This is a genomic window from Streptomyces sp. AC555_RSS877 (genome assembly GCF_019049245.1).
Taxonomy (GTDB): Bacteria; Actinomycetota; Actinomycetes; order Streptomycetales; family Streptomycetaceae; genus Streptomyces.
The window spans coordinates 155226-173221 of sequence record NZ_JAGMUK010000077.1 but is presented as its reverse complement, the minus strand read 5'-3'; the positions used below and the strand labels follow the sequence as shown (position 1 = coordinate 173221).

15 protein-coding genes, 1 tRNA gene and 1 pseudogene are annotated in these 17996 nt (G+C 71.5%); 7 read left to right on the top strand and 10 right to left on the bottom strand.

Annotated features, from left to right (window positions below; translation table 11 throughout):
• The first annotated feature begins 1 nt into the window (after position 1).
• The gene (locus KUM49_RS31380; protein ID WP_217240395.1) at positions 2–2776 is read left to right on the top strand and encodes an ABC transporter permease; all 2775 of its coding nucleotides are present in this window, start codon (positions 2–4) and stop codon (positions 2774–2776) included.
• A gap of 219 nt (positions 2777–2995) precedes the next feature.
• Positions 2996–3961 carry an ABC transporter ATP-binding protein gene (locus tag KUM49_RS31375; protein ID WP_217240345.1) on the top strand — a complete coding sequence of 322 codons (966 nt, stop codon included), beginning with the start codon at positions 2996–2998 and terminating at the stop codon, positions 3959–3961.
• Between the two features lie 172 nt (positions 3962–4133).
• Here KUM49_RS31375 and KUM49_RS31370 read toward each other — a convergent pair whose 3' ends face one another.
• Genes KUM49_RS31370 through ettA form a run of 3 tightly spaced genes read right to left on the bottom strand, consistent with a single transcriptional unit; the run spans position 4134 to position 6927 of the window.
• Positions 4134–4835, bottom strand: coding sequence for a hypothetical protein (locus KUM49_RS31370; protein ID WP_217240344.1), 702 nt, complete (start codon positions 4833–4835; stop codon positions 4134–4136).
• Positions 4832–5260, bottom strand: a complete 429-nt coding sequence (locus tag KUM49_RS31365) for a thioesterase family protein (protein WP_217240343.1) — start codon at positions 5258–5260, stop codon at positions 4832–4834. The genes KUM49_RS31370 and KUM49_RS31365 overlap by 4 nt, the downstream gene beginning before the upstream one ends.
• Before the next feature lie 2 nt (positions 5261–5262).
• Positions 5263–6927, bottom strand: a complete 1665-nt coding sequence (gene ettA, locus KUM49_RS31360) for an energy-dependent translational throttle protein EttA (protein WP_217240342.1) — start codon at positions 6925–6927, stop codon at positions 5263–5265.
• 130 nt (positions 6928–7057) lie between these two features.
• On the opposite strand from ettA, the gene KUM49_RS31355 reads away from it, so the two are divergent.
• On the top strand, positions 7058–7228 hold the full coding sequence (locus KUM49_RS31355; RefSeq protein WP_217240341.1) for a pyridoxamine 5'-phosphate oxidase family protein: 171 nt from the start codon (positions 7058–7060) through the stop codon (positions 7226–7228).
• Positions 7229–7241: 13 nt separating this feature from the next.
• Here KUM49_RS31355 and KUM49_RS31350 read toward each other — a convergent pair whose 3' ends face one another.
• The 4 genes from KUM49_RS31350 to KUM49_RS31335 form a co-directional block, all read right to left on the bottom strand.
• Positions 7242–8654, bottom strand: coding sequence for a Cys-Gln thioester bond-forming surface protein (locus KUM49_RS31350; protein WP_308406826.1), 1413 nt, complete (start codon positions 8652–8654; stop codon positions 7242–7244).
• 360 nt (positions 8655–9014) lie between these two features.
• Complete coding sequence (locus KUM49_RS31345; protein WP_217240339.1) at positions 9015–9479, bottom strand: single-stranded DNA-binding protein; 465 nt, start codon at positions 9477–9479, stop codon at positions 9015–9017.
• Positions 9480–9717: 238 nt separating this feature from the next.
• Positions 9718–11469 carry a YfjP family GTPase gene (locus tag KUM49_RS31340; RefSeq protein ID WP_308406825.1) on the bottom strand — a complete coding sequence of 584 codons (1752 nt, stop codon included), beginning with the start codon at positions 11467–11469 and terminating at the stop codon, positions 9718–9720.
• A 318-nt stretch (positions 11470–11787) separates the two neighbouring features.
• Entirely contained in the window at positions 11788–13395 is a 1608-nt protein-coding gene (locus KUM49_RS31335) for a dynamin family protein (RefSeq protein WP_217240337.1), read from the bottom strand.
• A 322-nt stretch (positions 13396–13717) separates the two neighbouring features.
• On the opposite strand from KUM49_RS31335, the gene KUM49_RS31330 reads away from it, so the two are divergent.
• The 4 genes and pseudogenes from KUM49_RS31330 (at position 13718) to KUM49_RS31320 (ending at position 15883) form a co-directional block, all read left to right on the top strand.
• Positions 13718–13790: transfer RNA gene (locus tag KUM49_RS31330), tRNA-Arg, on the top strand.
• A gap of 355 nt (positions 13791–14145) precedes the next feature.
• Entirely contained in the window at positions 14146–14472 is a 327-nt protein-coding gene (locus tag KUM49_RS31325; RefSeq protein WP_217240394.1) for a GYD domain-containing protein, read from the top strand.
• Positions 14473–14559: 87 nt separating this feature from the next.
• Positions 14560–14808 (top strand): annotated as a pseudogene (locus tag KUM49_RS50825) (hypothetical protein); the annotation flags it as partial.
• A gap of 115 nt (positions 14809–14923) precedes the next feature.
• Positions 14924–15883: a D-2-hydroxyacid dehydrogenase family protein gene (locus tag KUM49_RS31320; protein ID WP_217240336.1), complete on the top strand. Its 960-nt coding sequence runs from the start codon at positions 14924–14926 to the stop codon at positions 15881–15883.
• 29 nt (positions 15884–15912) lie between these two features.
• On the opposite strand, the gene KUM49_RS31315 is transcribed toward KUM49_RS31320, so the two are convergent.
• The 3 genes from KUM49_RS31315 to KUM49_RS31305 form a co-directional block, all read right to left on the bottom strand.
• A complete protein-coding gene (locus tag KUM49_RS31315) occupies positions 15913–16779 on the bottom strand; it encodes a tyrosinase family protein (protein ID WP_217240335.1) in 867 nt (288 codons plus the stop codon).
• On the bottom strand, positions 16763–17224 hold the full coding sequence (locus KUM49_RS31310) for a tyrosinase family oxidase copper chaperone (RefSeq protein WP_308406824.1): 462 nt from the start codon (positions 17222–17224) through the stop codon (positions 16763–16765). The genes KUM49_RS31315 and KUM49_RS31310 overlap by 17 nt, the downstream gene beginning before the upstream one ends.
• 285 nt (positions 17225–17509) lie before the next feature.
• Positions 17510–17695 carry a hypothetical protein gene (locus KUM49_RS31305; protein ID WP_308406823.1) on the bottom strand — a complete coding sequence of 62 codons (186 nt, stop codon included), beginning with the start codon at positions 17693–17695 and terminating at the stop codon, positions 17510–17512.
• Positions 17696–17996 lie beyond the last annotated feature (301 nt).

Genomic DNA, 17996 nt, shown 5'->3' with positions numbered 1-17996 from the left:
GATGACGCCCTGGGTGCGCACCAGGTTGCGGACCGCCCCCGGCGCCGCCTGGGCGCTCGCGCTGCTGGTGGCGCTGACCGCGGCTCTGGCCGCCGCGTTCCCCCGGGCCGTCGACCGGTACGCGGACGCCGGTCTGCACCGGGCCGTCGAGCAGGCCGGGCCCGAGCGGAGCGGCGTGCAGGTCGCCGCCCCGCCCCCCGGCCTGCTGCTGCCGCAGACGCAGCGGGAGGACGCCCTGCGCCCCGACACCCTGGCCCGGCAGTACGACGAGATCGGCGCCCTCGCCCCCGCGCCGCTCACCGTCGACCGCGGCCGGTCGACGTACGGCGTGCGGACGAAGACGGACCTGGTGACGTCGGACCCGTGGCTGCCGAGGCCGACCGGGCTGCCCGCGCAGGTGTCCCTCGTCGCCCAGGCCGGACTCGCCGACCACGCGGACCTGCGGACCGGACGCCTCCCGAGCGCGGCCGGCCAGGTGACCGCCGCGACGGCCGAGGTGGAGGCCGCGGTCACCGTCGAGACCGCCAGGAGCCTGCGCATCAAGGCCGGTTCGGTGATCCACGTGCCCGGCGTGGAACGCGATCCCCTCGCCGTCCGCGTCACCGCGATCGTCGCCCCGCGCGACCCGTCCGGCAGCTACTGGTCGGCCCAGCCCCTCCTGCGCACCCCCACCCTCGTCCGCCTGCCGGGCCCGTCCTCGGACGCGGACACCTATTGGCTCGGCGCCCTCCTGCTCGCCCCCGAGGCGGCCCCCGCGATCCTCGGCACCCCCGGAAACCCCTGGCGTTACTGGCAGTTGACCCCCGCCGCCGACGCCCTGCACGCGTACGACGTGGACCGGCTGCGGCCCGCGGTCGCCTCCCTGGAGTCCGGCCCGGCACTGCAGAAGGTGCGCACGGCGATCGGCGACCTCGCGGACGAGTACACGTCCGGCGTCACCGAGGTGAGCACCGACCTCGACGACGTGCTCGCCTCCTACGCCCGGCTGCGCGAGGGCGTCGACCCGCTCGTCGCCGTCGCCGCGTTCGGCACCGGCACGGTCGCCGCCGTCGTCCTGCTGATGGCGGGCGGCCTCGCCGCCGACCGCCGCCGCACCGAACTCGCCCTCCTGCGCGCCCGCGGCGCCTCCCTGCGGGGTGTGACCGGGCGACTGCTCGCCGAGACCACGGTGACCGCCCTCCCCGCGGGCGCCCTCGGCCTCACGGCCGCGCTGCTCGCGCTCCCCGCGCCCCGCTCCCTGTCCGCGTTGCTGGCAGCGGCGGCGGTCACGGCCGTCGCCTGCGCCGCCCTGCCCCTGCGCGCCGCCGCCGCACACCGGACGGTACGGGTGCACGGCGGCCGCGAGGACGTGACGTCCGTACGCCCGTCCCGACGCCGTACGGTCGCGGAACTCACGCTGGTGGTCCTCGCGGCCGGCGCGGTCGAGAGCCTGCGCCGACGCGGCACGTCGGGTTCCGCCGGAGACCAGCTCGTGTCGCTGGCCCCGGTGCTGATCGGCGTGATCGCGGCGCTGGTCCTGGTCCGGCTCTACCCGCTCCCCCTGCGGGCGCTGGCCCGCCCGGCCGGCCGGCTGCGGGGCGCGGTGGGCCACCTCTCGCTGGCCCGTGCCGGGCGCACCTCCGTCTCCGCGGCACTGCCCCTCCTCGCCCTGCTCACCGCGCTGACCAGCGCGGCCTTCGGCGGTTCGGTCCTCGCCGGGGTGCGCGAGACCCGCGACCACGCGGCCCTGCTCGCCGTCGGCGCCGACGCCCGCATCGAGACGACCGGCCCCCTCCCGGCCCCCCTGCCCGACCGGCTCCGCCGCGTGCCGGGCGTGGACGGCCTGGCGGAGGCAAGCATCACGTACCAGGCGAAGCCGGACGACGGTCGGGTGACGGTTCCGGTGGTGGGAATGGACCCCGGTGACTACGCGTCACTGGCGGGACGGACGGAAAACTGGGCTTTTGGGGAGGTGGAGTTGACCGCCGGGGGCGGAGGCGGAGGCGGGGAGGCGGGGGCGGCTGCCACCGGCAACGCCGTACCCCTGCCCGCGTTGGCCTCCCCCGCCACCGCCGCCCTGTACGGCACGCGCCCCTTCCCGGTCCGTCTGGAGGACGGCAGCACGGTCACCGTCCGGATCGTCCTCGTCCGGGACGGCACCCCGGCGGTCTCCGGTGCCCACTTCCTGGTCGTCGACCGCGCCGGACTCAGTGGCGCAGCCGCCCGCCCGACGGCCCTGCTGCTGAGCGGGAACCACCTGGACGCCGGGGCGCTGCGCCGGGCGGCGGGCGAGTCGACGACCGTCCGGCTACGGTCCGAGGAACGCGCCCGGTTCGTCGACTCCCCCCTCCAGTCCGGCGCCGAACGCGTCTACACCGCCGCGGTGGCAGCCGGCGCCGGCTACGCCGTCCTGGCCCTCCTCCTCGCCCTGCTGCGTTCCGCCCCCGAACGCACCGCCCTGCTGGCCCGCCTCCGCACCATGGGCCTCACCCGCGCCCAGGGCCGCCGCCTCCTCGTCCTGGAGTCCCTCCCCCAGGCCGTACTGGCGGCCGTCGGCGGCACTCTCACCGGGTGGGCCGCCATCCGCCTCCTCTCCCCGGGCATCGACCTGACGACCATCGCCCTCGCCTCGGCACCGTCCTCTCCGGGCAAGGCCGAACTCCACACGGACGCCCTGTCGTTGACCGTGCCGGCGCTTTCGGTGCTGCTGCTGGCGGTGGGGGTGGCGGTGGGGCAGGCGTGGTGGTCGGGGCGGCGCGGGTCGGTGCGGGAGCTGAGGGCGGGGGACGCCCGTTGACCACATACCTGCGCTGCTCCGGCTGCGGGCAGTCGTGCTGCTAGGGGGTGTTTTGGAAGTCCCGCACAGCACCCACGGCGCCCGGCACGCACCCTCGCCGCACCGGCCAAAGACCCAAGTACGTCCAGTACGAGGGCCTTCGTCCGGCACGCCGAGGGCACGCACCGAACACCGCGGGCACCGCACAGGACTTCCAAAACACCCCCTAGGAGACCCAGGATGACGACGAACCCGACACTCAACGACCTGACCCACCGCGCCGCACAGGACCGCGACCGCCCCGCCTACGGCCACGACGCCCTCATCACCTGCGACCGTCTCGTCCGCATCTTCACCACGGACGGCGTCGAAGTCCAAGCCCTCCAGGGCCTCGACCTCCTGGTCCGGGAGGGCGAGCTCATGGCCTTGGTGGGCGCGTCCGGCAGCGGCAAGTCCACCCTCATGAACATCCTCGCCGGCCTGGACACCCCCACCGCCGGCGCCGCCCGCGTGGCCGGCCGCGACCTCCTCACGATGGCCGCGAAGGACCGCCTCGCCTACCGCAGGGAAGTCGTCGGCTTCGTCTGGCAGCAGACCTCCCGCAACCTCCTCCCCTACCTGACCGCCGCCCAGAACGCCGCCCTCCCGATGCAACTGGCCGGACGCACCCGCACCCCCAGGTCCCGCCGCGCCCACACCGGACGCGTCCTGGAACTCCTCGACCTGCTCGAGATCGCGGACTGCCGCGACCGCCGCCCGCACCAGATGTCCGGCGGCCAGCAACAACGCGCCGCCATCGCCGTCGCCCTCGCCAACAACCCGGCGATCCTGCTCGCCGACGAACCCACCGGCGAACTCGACTCCCACACCGCGGAACAGGTCTTCGCCGCCTTCCGCACCGCCAACGATCAGCTCGGCACCACCATCGTGATCGTCACCCACGACCAGGCGGTCGCCGGCGAGGTCCGCCGCACGGTCGCCATCCGTGACGGCCGTACCTCCACCGAGGTCCTGCGCCGCAGCGAGGTCGACGCGGCGACCGGTCACGAGACGGTGGTCGCCCGCGAATACGCCATGCTCGACCGCGCCGGCCGCCTCCAGCTCCCCGCCGACTACACCCGTGCCCTCGGCATGCGTGACCGCGTGGCCCTGCAACTGGAGGCGGACCACATCGGCGTGTGGCCGGACGACAGCGAGCGCGGCTGACCACGACCGTCACGCATCGTAACCAAACGAAAATGCGTACGGGTATTGACGCAGTGCTCGACCACGGTGGCCCTGATCACCACGGCCGGCATCCTCGCCCCGCTCCTGCAGCGCAGAGGGCTGCCGGTACAGCGGGGCGTTGACGCAGCGGAGCCGCCGGCGCCGCGGCGGTTCAGCGGACGCTGACGTCCAGTGCCCCGAGCCCCGCCCTGCGTACGGCGATCGACCCGTACGGCGTGCGCAGCCTGAGCCATGCACCCGACGAGAACAGCCCCAGCGGCGCCTCGTCGGGCGCACGCGTGTCCGCTGCGGGCACGGCCGGGCGCAGGAACCCCAGCGACTGGGCCGCGTGCACGGCCCGTACCGGCAGCCCGGTGTCCCCGACGGTCCGGGACCAGACCTCCCGCCCGATCCGGTCGAGTTCGGCCCTGGTACGCGCCTCAGGTCCCAACTCCTGGGTACGGGAGCGGAATTCGGCGATCACAGCGGCGACCAGCGCCCGCAGGGCGTCCGGCTCCGGCAGCCCGGCCTGGACCCGCCACCCGCCGCGCGGCGGCAGCACCCCGGCCCACGGCGGCCCGGTCACCGCCCCCGGAACGCCCACGGTGACCGCGGCCTCGTCGAGGGACTCCAGGAACTCGCCCGCGGACACGGTCACGTCCAGCGTGACGTCGAGCCCGTCCTCGTACGGCTTGGCGAGCCGCACCGTACGGATCGCCAGTACGTCGAAGGACGGCGGCCGTCCGAAGACGGCGAGCGCGGTGCCGGCCGCCTGGAGGCGCACCGCTGCTCCACGGTCGTAGTGGAGCAGCCGGGAGAGGAAGGCCGCGAGGTCCGCCGCCTCCCCCTCGTCGGCGAGGTGGAGCACCGTCATGCGGCGACGGCCTCCCCCTCGGCGGAGTCGTCACCCCGGTCGTCGCGGTACTCCTCCAGGAACTCGCGTTCCTGCGCGGTGAGCCGACGCGGCCGCTGCGCCTCGAAGTCGAACGGCACGATCACCGTCGAGGCCTGGACGTAGACCTGGTCCGGGTCCTTGACCTCGTACACGATCGTGAAGGACGCCGCCCTTATCTCCGTGATCCACAGCTCGATGTCCACCGGCGTGTGCCGGTGGACCAGCTGCCGCTTGTAGTCGATCTCGTGGCGCGCCACCACGGACCCCTGCTTGAAGTCCTTCTCCGGACGGAACAGGAAGTCGATACGGGCTTCCTCCAGGTAGCGGAGGAAGACCACGTTGTTGACGTGGCCGTACGCGTCCATGTCCGCCCAGCGCAGCGGGCAGCGGTAGATGTGCCGCAAGATCAGCCCCGGGTCAGCTTCTTGTAGGTGGCGCGGTGCGGACGCGCGGCGTCCGCACCCAGCCGCTCGATCTTGTTCTTCTCGTACGACTCGAAGTTGCCCTCGAACCAGAACCACTTGGAGTCACCCTCGTAGGCGAGGATGTGCGTGGCCACCCGGTCCAGGAACCACCGGTCGTGGGAGACGACCACGGCCGCGCCCGGGAACTCGAGCAGCGCGTTCTCGAGGGAGCCCAGCGTCTCCACGTCGAGGTCGTTCGTCGGTTCGTCGAGGAGCAGCAGGTTGCCGCCCTGCTTGAGGGTGAGCGCGAGGTTGAGGCGGTTGCGCTCACCACCGGAGAGGACACCGGCCGGCTTCTGCTGGTCCGGACCCTTGAAGCCGAACGCGGAGACGTAGGCCCTCGACGGCATCTCGACCTGGCCGACGTTGATGTAGTCGAGCTCGTCCGAGACCACGGCCCACAGCGACTTCTTCGGGTCGATGTTCTCGCGGCCCTGGTCGACGTAGGCGATCTTGACGGTGTCGCCGACCTTGATCGTGCCGGAGTCCGGGGTCTCGAAGCCCTGGATCATCTTGAAGAGGGTGGTCTTGCCGGCGCCGTTCGGACCGATGACACCGACGATCCCGTTACGCGGCAGCGTGAAGGAGAGATCGTCGATGAGGACCTTGTCACCGAAGGCCTTGCTGAGGTTGGTGACCTCGACGACCACACTGCCCAGACGCGGGCCCGGCGGGATCTGGATCTCCTCGAAGTCCAGCTTCCGCATCTTGTCCGCCTCGGCGGCCATCTCCTCGTAGCGGGACAGACGCGCCTTGGACTTGGCCTGACGCCCCTTGGCGTTGGACCGCACCCACTCGAGCTCTTCCTTGAGCCGCTTCGCCCGCTTGACGTCCTTCTGGCCCTCGACCTTGAGCCGGGAGGCCTTCTTGTCGAGGTACGTGGAGTAGTTGCCCTCGTACGGGTGGGCGCGGCCGCGGTCCAGCTCGAGGATCCACTCGGCGACGTTGTCGAGGAAGTACCTGTCGTGGGTCACGGCGACGACGGTGCCCGCGTACTTCGCGAGGTGCTGCTCCAGCCACTGCACGGACTCGGCGTCCAGGTGGTTGGTGGGCTCGTCGAGCAGCAGCAGGTCGGGAGCTTCGAGCAGCAGCTTGCACAGCGCCACCCGTCGACGCTCACCACCGGAGAGGTTGGTGACGGGCCAGTCGCCGGGCGGGCAGCCCAGGGCGTCCATGGCCTGCTCCAGCTGCGTGTCCAGGTCCCACGCGTTGGCGTGGTCCAGGTCGTCCTGGAGCTTGCCCATCTCCTCCATGAGCGCGTCCGAGTAGTCGGTCGCCATGAGCTCGGCGACCTCGTTGAAGCGCTTGAGCTTGCCCATGATCTCGGCGGCGCCGTCCTGCACGTTCTCCAGGACCGTCTTGGACTCGTCGAGCGGCGGCTCCTGGAGGAGCATGCCGACTGAATAGCCGGGCGACAGGAAGGCGTCACCGTTGGACGGCTGCTCGAGCCCGGCCATGATCTTGAGAACGGTGGACTTACCGGCACCGTTAGGACCGACCACACCGATCTTCGCGCCGGGCAGGAAGCTCAGCGTCACGTCGTCAAGGATCACCTTGTCGCCGTGCGCCTTACGCGTCTTGCGCATGGTGTAGATGTACTCAGCCAAGAGAAACCGTCCGGCAGCTTGAATTCTGGCAGTGGGCAGATACACCCCATCTTGCCTGACGGCTACCCCTGGGGGGAAACCAGTAAGGCCGGGGGGCCGTGACCTGGACGGCCGGGGTCATGATGCGTGCATGACTGATCCCGCGCCTCCGCTCGTGGCCGATGTCCTCGACCGGCTGGAGGGACAAGCCGGGACAAGGACGTCCGTCCCGGGCAAGAACGTCTGGCTGTGCGCCGTCCGCCCTGACGGTTCGCCCCATGTGACGCCGGTCTGGTTCGTCTTTCTCAGGGACGGACGGTGAGTGCCGGCGCCCGCTAGTCCCGGGTCGGCGTCTTCTCCCTGCCCACCAGCAGCAGCGCCGCGCCGCCGATCACCACGAGGGCGATGGCTGTGCCGGCGATCATCGGAGTGGCGTTGGAGCCACCGGTTTCGGCGAGGTTCACGTCACTGGCGGTGCCGCCGACCGTCGCGGGGCTCGGCTCGCTCAGGGTCTGGGTCGCGTCGCCGCCGGTCTCGCTGCCCTGGGTCCGGCAGTCCAGGACGCCGGTGAAGCGCTGCTCGAGACCGCCCGGGGCCGTGATCGTGAAGTCGTACGCCTGGTCCTCCTGGAGCGGGATGGTCACCGTCTGGGACTCGCCCGCCGGGATGCTGTGCTCGAGCCCCATGAGTTCGAAGGTGAACGTCTCGTCGCCCACGTTGGTCGCGGTGATGTCCAGGCCGCCCTCGGCGCAGTTCTTCGCCGCGGACAGGGCCGGTATCGCGCCTTCCTTCGCCCAGGCCGCGCTTGCCGTCGCCGAGACCGTCGACTCGCTGGAGCCGGCCAGGATCTGCGTCTGGCTGCGACCCTCGGAGGAGAAGGCGCGGCCGACCGGCACGGTGGTCGAGGCCTGCACGGTCACCTCGGCCGAGCCGGCCGGCGCGTCCTCGGGCACGTCGACGAAGAGCTGGCTGCCGTCCGTCGCGGACGTGATCGCCTTGCCGTCCTTGCCGACGATCCGTACCCCGCTGGTGGCGGCGTCCGCCGGCGGTGTCACCGTCACGCCTGCCGCGTTGGTGTGCACCGTGACCGGGCCGAGCAGCTCGCCGGGGCGGCCGGAGACCGCGGGCGGGTCGAGCGTCAGGGACGCCTGGGGCTCCGCCACGTTCCGGGCGCTCTTGTGCAGGTGGTCCGCGAGCCTCTCGGCCTGCGGGTCGACGGCGTCGACGTTGGCGCCGTCCGAGTAGCGCCAGATGGCGACCTGGGTGCCGGCCGCCGCGTCCTCCTCGGTCAGGCCGCCGTTCACACCCGCCGCCGCGGCGAGCGCCGCGAGATCGTTGACCTGCGGATAGGAGTTCTGCAGGATCCAGCGGATCTTGCCGGCGTTCTTGTTGGCGCCGAGCGAGGTGCCGCTCCACGGGGTCTCGTGGTACTTGGCGTCCCGCTGCGTGGGGTTGTGCAGGTCGACGCAGTAGGTCTGCAGGGTGCCGCCGCCCTCGACGGACATCTCGAACAGGCCCGCCGACACCGTCAGGTCTCCGGTGTCGCCGTGTATGACGGCGTCGCCGTACGTCTTCAGTCCGCCTATCGTCGCGGTCGCGCCGCTCTGACTCTGCGCCGTCTCGTCGGCGGACGCCGTGCCCGCGCCGGACAGCACGCCGACGGCGACGAGTGCGGACATCAGCGCGGCGGCGGCGAGGCGGGCCGCGCCTCGCCTGCGCACCGACGGCGCGGAGGACGAAGAAAACACAGAATTCCCCTTCGAGCAGGACCCGTTGACGTGGGGGGTGCGGTCCCACCAGCAGAAACAGAAACCCCGAGAGCCTACGTCCGGCATCCTAGGTACCTCGCGCACCGCGCTTCCCGGGGATGCCGTCGGGCAACCGATCCGACTCGGAATCGTTATCGCCACGACCGCATCCGAACAGGGCTTATCGACAAATCCACCTCAGTTGTTCGGCGCGCATTCGCCGATAAGCCGCAGTTCGGTCAGCTCCGGAGGTGGTTGACGTCACGTCATCGCGGCCGGGTTGCGGCAGAGGCTGACGTCACGTCACGTCACGTCACCGCGGCCGGGGGCTTGGTTCGTCTCTCCGGCGAACGGCTGACGTCACGTCACCGCAGCAGGTTCCGGTTGCCGTTGGGCGTCCGGCTCGGCGGGCGGTGTCTCCCAGTTGGGCTCGGGTTGCGCCGGGGCGCCGCCGGCCGCCGTCTCCGGCCTGGGAGTGCGCCGGAAGGCCGAGGTGCCGCGAGCCAGATCGTGGCCGATGGCCAGCGCGTCGATGTCGGCCGACGTCCAGCTCTGCCCCTCGCGTACGTCCGAGCGCACCTTCAACCTGCCCTGCACGACGACGGGGTCGCCGACGTCGAGCGACGCCGTCACGTTGGTGGCGAGCTGCCGGTTGGCCCACACCGTGAAGAAGTTGGTGTGACCGTCGGTCCACGTGTTCTTCTCGCGGTCCCAGTACCGCGAGGTCACCGCCAGCCGGAAGCGCGCCGACGCGCCCGACGCCAGCTCCCGGAACACCGGTCGCGTCGCCACGTTGCCCACCGCGCAGATGACCGTCTCGTTCATCTCGATCCCCACCCTCTCCCGGCCACTCACGCCGGACGGATACGCCGACGGGCCCGTCCCGTACGGCTGCGTCTGCCGCGACGACCGCGTCCGCCGCGATCGCCGCGAGGCCAGACTGCTTCCATCGGGCCGAGCCCGCTGAGCGCTGTGGACCACCGCCCGGCTGTGGACAACTCCGCCACCCGAACGAGTGACGCCACCCCGAGTCACCGGTGTCTCGGGCCGCCCCGCGGCCGGATCACCGTGCCGCCACCCCCATGACCCGCCCGTACTGCTCCCGCACCTCCCGGTACCGCAACAGTTCCGCCGCCACCGGATCCAGCACCCGTGCCCGCCCGCACCCGGCGGACGCCTCCCTGAGCCGCCGCTCCGCCTCCAGGCCGTACCGCCGCGCCGGTCCCCGCGCCGCCATCCGGCAGCTCCATTCGACCAGCGGGCCGCCGATGATGCCGGCCACCATCAGCAGCACCGGCACGCCCAGGTTCGGCGACGTGACCCCGATGATCTGCCCCAGCAGCCACAGGCCGCCGATGACCTGGAGGATCGTCATGGAGGCCTGGGCGAACACGGCGGCAGGCCACCAGCCCGGCCGCGGCGGACGTCCCGGCGGCAGTCCCGCCCGCGCCGCCAGTTCGTCCAGCGCCTCGGGCAGCCCCTGCGCGCCGCGTACGGCGGCCTCGCGCACTGCCTGCCCCCAGGGTGCGGGCAGCCCGGCCGACGCCCGGTCGGCCAGCGTCCGCACGGCCTGTTCGACCCGCTGGCGGGCCGTGACCTCCTCGTCGACCGGGGAACGCGACGGCAGCCGCCCGGTGGAAGGTTCGAACCGGTCCTCGTACCACCGCCACAGCCGCAGCCAGGGCGTCCCGCAGGCGCGGTTGGCGTTGCGCAGCCACGCGCGTTCGGCCGCCTCGCCCGCCGCGGTGGCGCCCACCGCCTCGGCGAGCCGGGCGGCGAACTCGTCCCGCGCCTGCTCACTGAGCCCGGTTCGCCGGCCCGTGGCGTAGACGGACCGCAGCCGCCACCCGGCGGCGTCCACGTCGGCCGCGATACGCCGTGCCGGGGCCCCGCGCTCCCCCACGAACTGGCCGAGCGCCTCCCGCAGTTCCCCGAGACCGTCCCCGGTGAGCGCCGACAGGGCGAGCACGGTGGCGCCCGGCTCGCCGTACTCGCCGAGCACGATCCCGTCCTCGTCGAGCAGCCGCCGCAGATCGTCGAGGACCTGCTCGGTGGCTTCTCCGGGCAGCCGGTCGATCTGGTTGAGGACGACGAACATGACCTCCGCGTGGCCCGCCATCGGCCGCAGATAGCGCTCATGGAGGACGGCGTCGGCGTACTTCTCCGGGTCGACGACCCAGATGACCGCGTCGACGAGGGCCAGGACGCGGTCCACCTGCTCGCGGTGCTGCACGGCGGCCGAGTCGTGGTCGGGCAGGTCCACCAGGACGAGCCCGCGCAGCTGCGCCTCGGCCTCGACGCTCTGCACAGGGCGCCGCCGCAGCCGCCCCGGGATGCCGAGCCGGTCGATGAGGCTGGCCGCCCCGTCGCTCCAACTGCACGCGATGGGCGCGGCGGTGGTGGGCCGTCGTACGCCCGTCTCCGAGATGTTCACTCCGGCGAGCGCGTTGAACAGCTGCGACTTGCCGCTGCCGGTCGCGCCCGCGATGGCGACGACGGTGTGCTGCCCGGACAGCCGCCGGCGCGCCGTCGCCTCGTCGAGGACCCGGCCCGCCTCGGCAAGGGTCCTGCTGTCCAGCCGCGTACGGGAGAGCCCCACCAGCTCGCGCAGCGCTTCGAGGCGGGACCGCAGCGCTCCGTCGTACGCCAGCTCGGGCACGGCCTGCGGATGCGACGGCCGGGCCTCCACGACGGTGGCGTGCTGCGCGACGGTCTCCTCGGTGACCCTTCGCGCGATCAGCCCGTCGTCCCAGGCGCTGTCTGAGTCCGTACGAGCGGAGGCGCCCGTACGGCTTGCGGAGTGGTCGTCACTCACGCGCGCGTGCCGGTCGTGGGAACACACGCGCCCCTCCGGCCCCTCGGGTTCCCCGGGGCGCTGCTCTGGCTCTTGAGCCTCGCCGGATGCTTCGGGAGTCGCTTCACCGGCGAGCTCGACTTCCGTGCTCCCCTCGCCCGAATCGGCCTCTCCAGCACGGTCAGGACCGTCAGGACGGCCGTCATCGAGCGTGCCTTCCTCGGAGCCGGCATTCCCGGTTCGCTCGTCGTCCTGACGACCCGCGTCAGCCGCGTCAGCCGCGTCAGCCGCATCGTCCGAGTGCTCCGTGTGGTCGTGGTCTGTGACGGCGGTCACCGGTCACCTCTCCTTCTGCAGTACGGACAGCGCGGCGATGAGTTCCGCCTGCGGTTCGGGGTGGACGTCGAGGGCGTCGAGCGGGGCGAGGCGGCGCTCGCGTTCGGTGCGGATGATCCGGTCCAGGTGGTCGGTGAGCAGCCGTCCGCCGCGGTCACGCAGCCGCAGAGCGCCGTGCGCGCCGATCCGCTCGGCGAGTCCCTCGCCGGCCGACCGCGCCCGGCGGCCGCCCAGCAGGGCGGCGGCGACGAGGGCGGCGACGAGTTCCGGGGAGGGTGCGACGCTCCGGTCGAGGCCGCTCACCTCCTCCTCGGCGTACTCCTCCAGCTCCCGCCGCCACCGCCGTACGGCCAGCCCGATGCGGTGCTCGGCGCTCTCCGCGGACGTGCCACGGTCGGTCAGTTCGGGAGCCCCGGCGGCCGGTTCGCGTCGCCAGGCCTCCTCGACGCGTTCGTCGGCCGCGGTGACGGCGCACAGCAGGAGCGCGCCGAGACTCTCCACGAGGGCGTCGAGGAGTTCGTCGGCGGTGCAGTCGAGCGGGAAGGCCCGCCAGCGCTTCAGGGCGTCGCCGGCGAGCACGGCACCCGCCTGCAGTCGGCCCCGTACGCGCGCGTGCTCGCTGTCGTACGCCCCCTCGACGGCTGCGGTGAGCCGCAGCGCGGCCGCGTACTGTGCGGCGGCCGCGCTCGCCAGCTCGGGCATCCGGGCCTTGAGCGAGTCGAGGACGCCGTACGCGGTACGGGCCATCGCGTACTGCCGGGCCACCTGATCCTGGGCCTGATGGATGAGCCAGGTCCGCAGCGGCGCGACGGCGGTGGCCGGCAGGAGCCCGCCGCCCCACGCCGACTCGGGCAGTTCCGGCACGGTGAAGCGGGGCACGTCGCCGAGCCCGGCCTTGGTGAGCAGCGCGCCGTACTGCCGTGAGACCTCGGAGACGACCTGGTGGGGCACCCGGTCGAGCACGGTGACGAGCGTGGCCTTGTACTCCTTGGCCGTGCGCAGCAGATGCCAGGGCACGGCGTCGGCGTACCGGGCCGCCGTCGTGACCATGATCCAGATGTCGGCCGCGCAGATCAGTTCGGCGGCGAGGACGCGGTTGTCGGCGACGAGGGAATCGATGTCGGGGGCGTCGAGGAGGGCGACGCCGGGCGGGAGGGTGTCGGCGGTCTCGATGCGCAGGACGCGCGTGGGGTCCTCGCCGGGCAGCAGGAGTTCGTCCGTCTGTTCCCGATGGGGCACCCACACGCGCGTGAGGTCGGGCAGCACCCGCATCCCGCTGAACCAGTGATGGTCCTCCGGATGGCACACCAGAACCGGAGTCCGGGTGGTCGGCCGGAGCACCCCCGCCTCGCTGACCCGCCGCCCCACCAGGGAGTTGACCAGCGTCGACTTGCCGGCCCCGGTGGATCCCCCCACCACCGCCAGCAGCGGCGCTTCGGGTTCTCTCAAGCGGGGCACCAGATAGTCGTCGAGCTGGGACAGCAGTTCGTCGCGGTTGGCACGCGCGCGTGGAGCCCCCGGCAGGGGCAGCGGGAAGCGTGCGGCGGCGACACGGTCGCGCAGGGCGGAGAGTGCGTCGAGCAGCTGAGGCCGTACGTCCAAGGTCACCACATGTGAAGAATGCCCAATTTTAGGGGAATTCTGAAGCATATGAGCATGTCTGCGCGCCGACAGGACACAACGGACGGAAGGGGCGACTGGGGCGCGGCCACAGTCCAGGCATAACGAGTGCACAACACCCGAGGCGCAAGACGCCAAAAGCGGTGCACGATTCGTACCTGCCTGCGATTATCAGGACCGCTTCACCGAACCTCCACATCGAGCCACGGAGGGGAAGCAACAGGGACAAGGACGCGGGAGCCCTATCCTTGTCCCCGGCAGCGTCACGGACCGGCCCACACCCGGGCACCCAGGACAGAGGCCACCACACCCGGCCCCCGTAGCTCAGTGGATAGAGCAGGCGCCTTCTAAGCGCTTGGCCGCAGGTTCGAGTCCTGCCGGGGGCGCCTATCCTCGCCCTTCCTCCGGGAGGGCGTTTTTGCTGGTCAGGTGTACCGCTCGATACGACGAAGTCCCGGGCGCTCCCCTTGACGATCAAGAGAGTGTCCGGAGCTCTCCCGGCTGTCACCGGGTTTCGGTGGCTGTGGGCGCGACACTCCGACCGCCCACCTTTCGGTGGGCTTCGCCATGGCCCGCCGGGAAGTTCCCGCCCAAAGCCTCTGCACGCCGCCCGGGTGAGCGTCCCATCCGCCGACTGTCGCCTGCCGCTCATAGCCCCGGCCGTTCGGGGGATACCCGGGCCGCCGCCGACGCGTTTGCCGCCCCTCAGGGCATCCCTTGATGGAACGAAAGGGAGAAATGATGCCGCTCTACCTATCGAGGTTCAGTTACACGCCGGAGACTTGGGCGAGGCTGATCGGCCACCCGGAGGACCGCGCACAGGCCGCTAAGTCGTACATCGAGTCCGTGGGCGGGAAGCTCCATGGCTTCTGGTACGCCTTCGGCACACACGACGGCTACAACCTGTGGGAGGCCCCGGACAACGTGTCCATGGCTGCGGTTGCGCTGGCGATCAGCGGAGGCGGCGCACTCAGCTCGTTTGAGACGACTGTTCTCCTGACCGTAGATGAAACGCTGGCGGCCCTGCGCACAGCGGAGCAGGTCCAGTACCGGGCTCCTGGCGCGTAGCGGTCCGGATCAGTTACAGCACGCCATGAACCACGCCCGCCCCACGGTGTGTGGGTCGACTGGCGGACGGGACGGGAGCCGGGGTGAGTGGTGGTGTGGCTTGGGCTACACGGTCGGCGGACCTCAAGGCAGCACGACCGGAGTTCCCCTCGAAGGTGGGAATCGCAGCCTGAGTCACCCCTGCGAACTGGGGGAGAGACGCTATGGGACGCGGGTTACCACAGCGGACGGCTCTACCCCTCCCCTGCTCGGGACGCGGCGGAGTTCCTGGAACTACCGACCGCTCTGACACCGACCTCTCAGGGCAGCTGTGACACCGAGCTGCCGACGTTCCGGGCTTTCCTGCGTGACGCGGGTGTCGGCAATCTCCGGAACCGCGGAACCGCGGAACCGCCGGGCCGCCGCAACCGCCCGTGTACCGTCGCGTCACCGACGAGACGGGAGAGACGACGTGCGACTTCGCTGTGCGGTGCTGGACGACTTCCAGGAGATGGCTACCCGGTTCGCCGACTGGTCGGTGATCGAGGGGGAGGTGGAGGTGGTGGCACTGCGCGAGCACCTCGCCGACGAGGACGCCCTCGCCGCGGCCCTCGCGGACGTCGACATCGTGGTCACCCTGCGAGAACGGGTGCCCTTCCCGGCCTCACTGTTCGCCCGACTGCCCAGGTTGCGGCTGCTCGTCGCCTCCGGAATGCGCAACACCGTCATCGACTACGTCGCCGCCGAGGCGAACGGCGTCACCGTCTGCGGCACGGCCAGCTCCTCCACCCCGCCCGTCGAACTGACCTGGGCCCTGCTGCTCGGCCTCGCCCGCCAGATCGTCGAGGAGAGCAACGCCCTGCGCTCCGGCGGCCCCTGGCAGCAGACGGTCGGCGCCGACCTGCACGGCCGCCGCCTCGGACTGCTCGGGCTGGGCAAGATCGGCAGCCGGGTGGCGCAGGTGGGGCTCGCCTTCGGCATGCACGTCAGCGCCTGGAGCCAGAACCTCACCCGGGAGCGCGCCGACGAGGTGGGCGTCGGCCTCGCCCCCTCAAAGGAGGCGCTGCTGGAGTCCAGCGATTTCGTCTCCGTCCACCTGGCCCTCGGTGACCGCACCCGCGGCCTTCTGGGCCCCGCCGAACTCGCCCTGATGAGACCGACCGCGTACCTGGTCAACACCTCCCGCGCGGCCATCGTCGACCAGGACGCCCTGCTGTCCGCGCTGCACGAGGGCCGCATCGCGGGCGCCGCAGTCGATGTCTTCGACACCGAGCCCCTCCCGGCCGACCACCCCCTGCGCACCGCCCCTCGCCTGCTGGCCACTCCCCATCTCGGCTACGTCTCCCGGGACAACTACACGACGTACTACGGCCAGGCCGTGGAGAACATCCGGGCCTACCTGTCGGGCCACCCGGTACGACGGCTGCCCTGACGGCCGACCGGCCGGTCACACGGCGGTCGCTACGCGTACCGGTAGATCCCGCTGTGGTCCTGCAGTTTCTCCGGTGTCACGTCCCACGGCGGCAACTTCTCCCGCCGTGCGACGACCCGGCCGTGCTGGGCGTCGCCCGCGGCGAGCGGTCTCGCGGGGAGGTAGCGGGCGTTCGGGTGCCGCTGCTGCCAGCGGGACCACAGGAGGTCGACGAAGGCGTGGTGCATCCAGAAGACGGGGTCGTTGGCGGAGGCGCCACCCACCATCTGGCCGCCGACCCAGCGGTGAACCCGGTTGTGGTTGCGCCACGAGGCGGCGCCCCTCCCCGGTCCCCACCCCTCCAGTTTGTTGCGAAACCCCTTGGCGGACGTGGAGTTCCACGGCGCCGTGTCGTAGACGGGATCGGCGAGGGCCCCCGCCACGTCCCTGGCCGTCGGCAGTGCGATGGGATTCTGGGAGCGGCCCAGGTCACGCTGGAGGAACGGGGTGTCGGTGAATCCCACCCTGATGGTCCACTTGCCGTTGCGGTGAGCGAAGGGGCCGGTCATGACCTGGCGGTCGGACCTCCGCCCGGTGCCGCCGAGCAGGTCATCGGTCCACGGTGCGGCCTTCGGAGTGCGATCACGCGTCCAGTCCCAGTACGGGATGGTCACCGCATCGTCCACGCGGCGCAGTGCCCGCTCCAGGTCCAGCAGGAACCTGCGGTGCCAGGGCAGGAAGGAGGGCGCCATGTGCGCGGTGCGCAGGCCTCGTTCCCCGTCGGGCTTGTAGTACTCGATGTGCGTGCGTACGAACTCGTCGTACTCGCCGCGGCGTTTGACCTCGAGCAATGCGTTGATGAGCCGGCGCCGCTCGGAACGGGTGAGCGTACTGACGTCCTTACGCGTGTACACCACTGCGATGATCCCCCTCGACTCCTGTGCGGCCGCCCGCCGCACCGCTGCCGGTCGTGCGGCCGCCACTGTCGCCCGGCGTGCCGAGCCCTTCGGTGGGACCCAGTTCATCGACGGCCGCGCGCGCGGCGGCGAGCGGTGTCGGATAGGACTGGTAGTGGTCGACCATGGTCATCCAGCTGCCGTCCGCCCGACGCATCAGGTGCAGCGGCCGTCCGTCCACGGTGACCTGCCACCCGCCGGAGCCGTCGTCTTCGGACCCGCCGACGCGGTGTCTGACGCCGACCACACGACGGCGGCGATATGTCTCCTCGAACCCCTCCGCCGGCACGACCGACCCCGACGCCGTCAGGACCGGTGAGAGCGCCACCCCTGCCCCTGACGCCAGCAGTCCCAGCAGTACCCGCCTGCGGGCCGGAGAACACGTTTGGTTGGTGATTGAGGTCACCGCGGCACTGTACCGACGCGCCGGAACGCGTCCGTACCTTGCCTCACCCAAGCGGCCTAATCGTACACACATGACCACACGGATGAGGGATTCATTTTTCGCCGTCCCTTGATTTACCAGAGGGAATTGCGGCACCGTACCAGGCAAAATCAGGGAAGGGCATGCACACCCGCTTTTCACGTCCAGGACAACACCAAAGGCCGACTCCACCGGGCGCGGAACCGGCCTGTTCGGAGCGACACCCTGCAACGCCGGTAAAGGGCAGCCATCCCGCCCGGGAAAACCTCAGCTGTGCAGAGGAAGACCGCCCAGCGACTTGCCGCCGGCCAGTCCCTTGGCCGCGCCCCGCACCGTGTTCAGCGGCGAGTCCTTCTTCTTGATGTCGAGCCCGTCCAACTTCCGCACCGCCCCCACCTGGGCAGGGCCCCTGGTGAGGGCGCTCGCCACGGTGTCGACGGTGGTGCCTGTCACGTCAGCGGCGTTCTGGGCGAACGCTGGCGCGGCAGCACCGGCAATGACCGGGGATCCGCGACGACGGTGACAGACTGCAGAGACTCCATCGCTTTCCTTTCTTCGGCCGCGTACTCGGCCGGGGGAAAGTTCTGACGCCGGTGTCCACCCACCACCGGCCGGTCCGGTAACTCCGCACGCAGGGTTGCCGACTCCTCAACGAGATTTTCAAAGGGCCGGACTTCCCACCGAGATCCACCTCTCCTTCACCATTCCGACACGCTTGTCAGGTTTCGTCGGCCCATATCCCTGAGCGGCTAGA